General features: G+C 60.1%; 8 protein-coding genes. 3 read left to right on the plus strand and 5 right to left on the minus strand.

What is annotated here, in order from left to right; genetic code table 11:
* Nucleotides 1–236: 236 nt before the first annotated feature.
* The 3 genes from BM152_RS18595 (at nt 237) to BM152_RS18600 (ending at nt 1,096) form a co-directional block, all read left to right on the plus strand.
* Nucleotides 237–437, plus strand: a complete 201-nt coding sequence (locus tag BM152_RS18595; RefSeq protein WP_066598874.1) for a hypothetical protein — start codon at nt 237–239, stop codon at nt 435–437.
* 101 nt (nt 438–538) lie between these two features.
* Complete coding sequence (locus BM152_RS19380; protein WP_156444331.1) at nt 539–697, plus strand: hypothetical protein; 159 nt, start codon at nt 539–541, stop codon at nt 695–697.
* A 174-nt stretch (nt 698–871) separates the two neighbouring features.
* Nucleotides 872–1,096, plus strand: coding sequence for a helix-turn-helix domain-containing protein (locus BM152_RS18600; protein ID WP_139222560.1), 225 nt, complete (start codon nt 872–874; stop codon nt 1,094–1,096).
* 52 nt (nt 1,097–1,148) lie between these two features.
* Here BM152_RS18600 and BM152_RS18605 read toward each other — a convergent pair whose 3' ends face one another.
* The 5 genes from BM152_RS18605 to BM152_RS18625 all read right to left on the minus strand — a co-directional run.
* Nucleotides 1,149–1,607, minus strand: a complete 459-nt coding sequence (locus tag BM152_RS18605; RefSeq protein WP_066598872.1) for a DUF6362 family protein — start codon at nt 1,605–1,607, stop codon at nt 1,149–1,151.
* A gap of 33 nt (nt 1,608–1,640) precedes the next feature.
* Nucleotides 1,641–2,309 (minus strand): helix-turn-helix domain-containing protein, encoded by a 669-nt coding sequence (locus tag BM152_RS18610; RefSeq protein WP_066598871.1) that lies wholly within the window; start codon nt 2,307–2,309, stop codon nt 1,641–1,643.
* A 152-nt stretch (nt 2,310–2,461) separates the two neighbouring features.
* A complete protein-coding gene (locus BM152_RS18615; RefSeq protein ID WP_066598869.1) occupies nt 2,462–2,851 on the minus strand; it encodes a VRR-NUC domain-containing protein in 390 nt (129 codons plus the stop codon).
* Nucleotides 2,851–3,432 (minus strand): hypothetical protein, encoded by a 582-nt coding sequence (locus tag BM152_RS18620; protein ID WP_066598868.1) that lies wholly within the window; start codon nt 3,430–3,432, stop codon nt 2,851–2,853. The genes BM152_RS18615 and BM152_RS18620 overlap by 1 nt, the downstream gene beginning before the upstream one ends.
* On the minus strand, nt 3,429–3,717 hold a 289-nt coding region (locus tag BM152_RS18625), incomplete at its 5' end, for an MT-A70 family methyltransferase (RefSeq protein ID WP_244524899.1). The genes BM152_RS18620 and BM152_RS18625, both read right to left, overlap by 4 nt.

The raw sequence follows: 3,717 nt of genomic DNA on the forward strand, positions 1-3,717 counted from the left end.
GCAGACCAGACCACGAGACCGACGCCGAACGCCACGGGCCAGACCGGACCACGAGACCACGGGGCAGGCCGGGCGCAAGAGCGCGGCAAGAACGCCAAGCGGTTGAAAAGAATAGCAAAAAACCAAACAAGGGGTTGCAACGGCCCAAAAAAGGGCCATAGTAGAGACAAGGCAAGGGAATCAACCCGAACCAACGAACGCCGCCACGGGCGGCAAGAGACAGAAGGAAAGAGACAATGACGGAACAAGCTAGGTTTTTCATCGCGGTAGGGTGCAACGGGCCAGACGAAGACGGGATGGTTCCGGTTAAAGAGGAAATTTTTAACGCGGTTAAAGAGGCGGCGGAAAAAAACAAAAACCGCCCGGTGGTTCAAGAATACGAGGATGAAGGTCCAGGCTACCCGGCATTCAAGGTTTTGCGAATTGAGGTCGCCTAGCGCCACCGCGCCACGCCACCGCCGAACCCCGCCAAGCGCGGGGTTGAGGCAGTAGCAGGGGCGGCAACGGGCCGCGCCACGAGACAGAAGGACAAGAGACAATGACAGCCGCCACGTTCGCTTTTTTGGTCACGGTTTGGTTTTCAGACGGAACGCCGCCGGAGGTCTTTGTAGAAGACAGCGGACTCACCGGCGAAGACTGCATCGCGCTTCTTTTGGAACACGACGGGCCAGGCGAAGCGAGTTGCGTCAAAGAGTAACCGCCACGCGCCCCTTGCGCCCGCCGAACCCCGCCACGCGCGGGGCATAGGTGGTAGGACAAAAGCAAGAGGCAAAGCCATGAAACAGAAGACAGGTCTACCATTTCGGATAAGCGAGCTGCTGACAGGGATCGCCCTTTTCATAGGACTCGCGGTATTTTTGGGAGTAACGCCATGAAGGTAATCAAGCCCGCGCCAATGACGCGCGACGAATTCAACGCCAAGGTAGCAGACCTCGGACTGTCCCGGCGCGAACTTTGCAAGAGGATCGGCGTCGGCAAGTCGGCGGTCGACAACTACGCCCTGGGCCGCGCGCCGGTGCCCCTCACGGTCATGCTGGCCCTCCTGGCACTTGAGCACGGGCTGCACCCCGATTTTCCGGCGGAGACGGCGGCCTGACGGCCGCCTAACCGATTAACCCCCCCTGTTCCGCTCGCCCCCCCTTACGATTTTACCGTGATACGGGCGTAGGCGCGGCCTTGCTGGCCCGTGTGCCGCGCTCCAAGCGCCTCTGCAGCGTGATCAGGGCCGCTGCGTGTCTCCGCCATGCCTGAGACCGTGAGAGGCCCACAGCGCGCTGAATGGCGGCCCAGCGGTGCTGTTCGGCCCGCATCCATACAATCTTGCGATCATCGGCCGTGCGCTGCGGGTCGTCGCGGTAGTCAATCAGCTTAAGCCACTCGATCGCGTCCTCCATGCGCTGGATTTCCTTTGCGCTCGGAGTGACCCGCATCGTGGCCTGTTCATAGCCATAGGCGGTCGCGGATGATTGCACGTATTCAGGCCAGCTGGATTTATACCCCTGCGGCCCTCCGAGGTTCGGCAACCGCTTCAAGGTCAACGCTGCCTCTTCGAGACGCTCCTCGACTTCTGCGACCGTGAGTTTGATAGGTTCCATTTTCTTAGCCATTACTGCCCCCTCAACTTTTCGGGTGGTTCGAATTCAGAGCGTGATGTTCACGCGGCGACAATCCTCATGGGAAACAAGACCTGCCTCAATGCAGGCGAGTGCCGTGGATTTTTTTATGCTGCTGCACATCGAAGGGATGCCAGAGCGGATGCAAGAGGCCGCAGATTGCACCGAAACAGGGACGCCGGAATCGGGCTGCGGTTCTTTTAATGGTTCTTTTACAGGTTTATCTCCACTACGGTGGAGTTGGTTCGTGCGCTTTAGTGGAGTTGGTTTGTGCGCTCTAGTGGAGTTGGATGGAGACTTATCCACAGGCTTATGCACAGGCTTTTCCACAACCCCGTTACCGTTATCTGCGTCTGTTTGTTCACCTTTTGATCCATCTCCACTGAGTGGAGTTGGTTGTGCTTCTTCCAGGTCGCACCCCAAGATGTAGTAGGTCGGCCCGCGTGTCCCGTCCGCATTGCGCGTGCGCCGCCGGACCAGAAGACCGTCGCGCTCAAGGTCGTTGAGGATTTTGTTTAGGCCGGAGTTGGAGAGGCCCGTGGCGTCCATCAGGAACGCCTGAGAGGGGAAGCACGCCGTCTCTGGCGGGCGTTGCGAGTTGTGGGCATCGCAGAGGTGGAACAAGACGCGAAAAGCGCCGTGGGTCATGTGGTCGGCGGGGATATCGGCAAGCCAATGTGAAGCGCGGTGACTCATGGTGAACTCCTGAATTTAATTTCAGGGTCACGTGAGCGTGGCTCACCGACTGGAACGTAGGAACGGACTGGAATGACTCGCCGGTCTTCATTCCGGTCCCCGTTTGTTCGCGCCCAGCGCGGCGCAGAGAGGGCAGAGAGTGCCGTCATGTGTCAAAGCCCTCCCTTGATGCGCAGAGGTATGTCAGCGCGCTGCAGGAGCGCCACAGCGTCCTCTGTGTTGCGCACCACGCCCCATACCCATCCGAATGACCACACGTCCCGCCCAAAGGCGATCTGCTCGGGCGTGGCCTGGTTCTTTCCAGCCTTCACCTCGAGAAATGCGGCACGGCGCTCTGGACCGAAGACCACGAGGTCAGAGAACCCCGGATGAAGGCCCATCCCCTTGAGGATGGACTGTGCAACCTTGCTGGCCTTTCCGGCCTCGTTCGGGCTGTGGTGAAGGACATAGGGCGGAATGATCAGCCGATTCAGGTCTCGGACAATCACGCGCTGGGCGTCCGCTTCCGGGTTGTTCTTCTTTCGTCTCGGTCTCTGGGCCATTACGCGCCACCCGAAAAGAAAGAGATGTTGCGCATGATTGCGCTGAACCGGACAAAGGCCACCTCTGGGTTTTCACCCACGCCCAGCGCGTTCTGCGTTTCATACAGAACCCTAAGCGCGCCGTTCGCTGTCTCGCATCCGACCATGAACGGGAAGCCCGCAGGCGTGTAGCCTCCATCCGGATCGATAAAGACGCCACTGATAAGCGCGTCCTCTTCGCTGATCTGAGACAGGCGCATGACCTCAACGGATTTGACGATAAGCGTGAAGCGCGAACATTGGACAGGCATGGCGCTGGGCGGCCGGAACCCCGGTGAAGGCTTTGCCACTGACGGAATCCACGGGATCGACAGGAACAAGTCCTCACCCACATAGGACAGGCGCAGCTGGTTCTTCACGCGCTGCTTCCGATCGACGTTGATGCCCTCACGCGCCCACATGGCATCGCCCTGCTTCAGGTTCGAGTAAGGGCGCAGGGGAAGCGCCAGAGCGCGCACGGATCCGGACTTGAGGTGCGGCGTGATCGTGGCGGGGATATCGACGGCCATGGTGCGGCCTACGGATGCGGGGGGAATGCTCATGATTGAACCTCGCTCGGGAATTTGCCCACCTGGTCGCCCCAGACGGTCCATCCCTCTCTTTGTTGTCGTGAAAATAGCTCAAGGCGCTGGGCGTCCGGCATGAGGCGCACAGCCTCGCTGAATGCCTTCTCCGGCTTTCGGGAGTGCTCCCTCACCTGATCGATGATGACGCTGCGCACGCCTCGCGTGGTGACCGGACGGCCGCGTGTGCCGATCAGGAAGGGCTCACCCGCACAGCGCAGGATGTAGCCGGTGCCAAAGGCCTGTTTCCCGGTCTTGGTGGTC

Origin of the sequence: Celeribacter halophilus, from assembly GCF_900114135.1 — a bacterium.
Classification (GTDB): domain Bacteria; phylum Pseudomonadota; class Alphaproteobacteria; order Rhodobacterales; family Rhodobacteraceae; genus Celeribacter; species Celeribacter halophilus.

What these genes read in the sequence shown, in the direction of transcription:
- BM152_RS18615 (WP_066598869.1), bottom strand. Translation starts at nt 2,851, where the DNA reads ATGGCCCAGAGACCGAGACGAAAGAAGAACAACCCGGAAGCGGACGCC.
- BM152_RS19380 (WP_156444331.1), top strand. Translation starts at nt 539, where the DNA reads ATGACAGCCGCCACGTTCGCTTTTTTGGTCACGGTTTGGTTTTCAGAC.
- BM152_RS18605 (WP_066598872.1), bottom strand. Translation starts at nt 1,607, where the DNA reads ATGGCTAAGAAAATGGAACCTATCAAACTCACGGTCGCAGAAGTCGAG.
- BM152_RS18595 (WP_066598874.1), top strand. Translation starts at nt 237, where the DNA reads ATGACGGAACAAGCTAGGTTTTTCATCGCGGTAGGGTGCAACGGGCCA.
- BM152_RS18600 (WP_139222560.1), top strand. Translation starts at nt 872, where the DNA reads ATGAAGGTAATCAAGCCCGCGCCAATGACGCGCGACGAATTCAACGCC.
- BM152_RS18610 (WP_066598871.1), bottom strand. Translation starts at nt 2,309, where the DNA reads ATGAGTCACCGCGCTTCACATTGGCTTGCCGATATCCCCGCCGACCAC.
- BM152_RS18620 (WP_066598868.1), bottom strand. Translation starts at nt 3,432, where the DNA reads ATGAGCATTCCCCCCGCATCCGTAGGCCGCACCATGGCCGTCGATATC.